Raw genomic sequence first — 2,071 nt, forward strand, 5'->3', positions numbered from 1 at the left:
CGGCCGGTGCGCTGACCACCCCGGCGTCGTCGAGGCAGTCGCCGAGCAGCACCTCGAACCCGCGCGAGCGCAGGTGCTCGACGGCCACCTCGAGGCGCGGGCGCAGCACGGCGGCGACGCCCGCCGACGGCGCGGTCACGCCGATCACGTCCCCGGGACGCAGGGAGGCCGGGTAGCGAAGGGTCACACGGTCGAGTGTGGCACCAGGGTGGGGTCCAGGTCTGCGCAGACCTGGATCAGCCGGGCGCGCAACGCGCCCGACCTCTCGGCGAAGCCGCGCTGCCGGGCGACGTACTCGGCCTTGCCCTCGGGGGTCTCGATCGCCACGGCCTGCTCACCGAGGCTCGACACGTCGTAGGGGGAGGCCTGCATGTCGAGGGTGCGGATCTCGCGCGCCAGGGCGAAGCAGTCCAGGGCGAGGTCTCCGGGCACGGCGGGGCCGAGCTTCGAGGCCCACTTCCAGAGGTCCATGTTCGCGTGCAGGCACCCGGGCTGCTCGAGCTCGGGCTGGTTCTCGCGGGTGGGCTGCAGCCGGTTGCGGCCCACGGCCTGCGGCGTGAAGAAGCGGAAGGCGTCGATGTGGGTGCAGCGCAGCGGGTGGGACTCCACCACGGCGTCGGTGCCCTCGCGACCGAGGCGCAGGGGCAGGGAGTGGCGGCGTCGGGCGTCGTCCTGGCGGTAGACCATCGCCCACTCGTGCAGACCCAGGCAGCCGGTGTGCGCGGGACGGCCCGCGGTCGCCGAGAGCAGGTGGTGGACGTACCGCACCGTGCTGCCCCGGTCGGCGAGGAAGGCCTCGACGTCGAGCCGCACCACGCCGTCCCCGTCCTCGCGGTACCACCGCCACCCCGCGTGCTCGGACGAACCCTCGGGGGTCGGGGACAGGGCCAGGCCCGGCCCGGGGTGCCAGCGCCGCAGCAGAGAGGGCTTGGTGCCGTAGTAGTCGAAGAGGAAGTCGTCGATCGGGTGCCGCTCGCCCGCGGCGCGGCGTGCACGGTGGTCCGCGGTGAGCTCGTCGGCGCGGGCCTGGTGCGCCCGGGCCTGCGGGAGCCAGAGGCTGGCAGGCAGCACCTCGGGCGCGAGGTGGTGCGGGACGACGGTCGGCATCGTCCCAGGGTAGATCCGCCCCGGGGTCCATCACTCAGGGTGGCGTCGGCTGCGTGGGCCTAGGGTCGCAACGAGACCAGGAGGCACCATGACCGACCCCACGCACGGCGATCGGCCCGAGCCCGTCTCGCGGCGTCCGGACCGCGACTCGTTGCGCTCGCGGCTGCGTCGGATCCCCGCGCTCGCGGGCCCGCTGCCCGAGCTCGCCCCCGCCGACGCCCCCGCTGAACCGGTCGAGCTGTTCCTGCGCTGGTTCGAGGAGGCGCTCGAGCGCGGCGTGCCCGAGCCGCACACCTTGACCGTCGCGACGGTGGGGCCCGACGGTCAGCCCTCGAGCCGCGTCGTGGTGCTCGACGACGTGGTCGACGGCGCGTGGAGGTTCGCGACCGATGCGCGCAGCCGCAAGGCCCAGGACCTCGAGGCCCGGCCGCAGGTCGCCCTGTGCTTCTACTGGCAGCCCCAGGGCAGGCAGGTGCGCGTCGAGGGCGTCGCGCGACAGGTCGACGTCCCGGCCTCGGCGGAGGACTTCCTGAGCCGCTCTCCCGCCTCGCGCGCGGCCGCCCTGGCGGCGCGGCCGGGGGAACCTCTCGAGGAGGTCGACGAGCTCGCCGAGGCGACCCGCCAGGCCGCCGAGGAGATCGAGCGGTCCCCGGACCTCGTGCTGGCGACCTGGGTCGTGTACGAGGTCGAGCCGACGCGGGTCGAGTTCTGGCAGGGGAGCGGTGACCGGGCGCACCGGCGGCTGGTCTACGAGCGCGACGAGGAGGGCTGGAGCAGCGGGATGCGTTGGCCCTAGGGCCCGGCCCGGCTCGGGGCCAGCCCGTCCGGGCTCGGGCCGCCGTGCTCTGCCGGCTCGTCGTGCTCGGCGAGCTCCCGGAAGGCGTCGGGGACGGCCCCCTCGCGGTGCACCAGCACGGGCAGGTAGCCGACGCTCGCGGTGCCGAACCGGCCGCGGATCGCGTCG

At 75.2% G+C, this 2,071-nt stretch carries 2 protein-coding genes and 1 pseudogene; 1 reads left to right on the forward strand and 2 read right to left on the reverse strand.

Annotated elements, in window-relative coordinates; genetic code table 11:
- Both L0B03_RS17045 and L0B03_RS17050 read right to left on the reverse strand, forming a co-directional pair.
- Positions 1-187: pseudogene (locus tag L0B03_RS17045) on the reverse strand (LD-carboxypeptidase); the annotation flags it as partial.
- Complete coding sequence (locus L0B03_RS17050; RefSeq protein ID WP_250448091.1) at positions 184-1,107, reverse strand: 3-methyladenine DNA glycosylase; 924 nt, start codon at positions 1,105-1,107, stop codon at positions 184-186. The gene L0B03_RS17050 and the pseudogene L0B03_RS17045, both read right to left, overlap by 4 nt.
- Before the next feature lie 88 nt (positions 1,108-1,195).
- On the opposite strand from L0B03_RS17050, the gene L0B03_RS17055 reads away from it, so the two are divergent.
- Positions 1,196-1,903: a pyridoxal 5'-phosphate synthase gene (locus L0B03_RS17055; RefSeq protein ID WP_250448093.1), complete on the forward strand. Its 708-nt coding sequence runs from the start codon at positions 1,196-1,198 to the stop codon at positions 1,901-1,903.
- The last annotated feature ends 168 nt before the right edge of the window (positions 1,904-2,071 follow it).

The sequence above is a fragment of the Actinotalea sp. C106 genome (assembly GCF_023630195.1).
In the GTDB taxonomy this organism is placed as follows: domain Bacteria; phylum Actinomycetota; class Actinomycetes; order Actinomycetales; family Cellulomonadaceae; genus Actinotalea.

Excerpts from the sequence above, each read along its gene's own strand:
- L0B03_RS17050 (WP_250448091.1), bottom strand. The coding sequence starts at position 1,107 with ATGCCGACCGTCGTCCCGCACCACCTCGCGCCCGAGGTGCTGCCTGCC.
- L0B03_RS17055 (WP_250448093.1), top strand. The coding sequence starts at position 1,196 with ATGACCGACCCCACGCACGGCGATCGGCCCGAGCCCGTCTCGCGGCGT.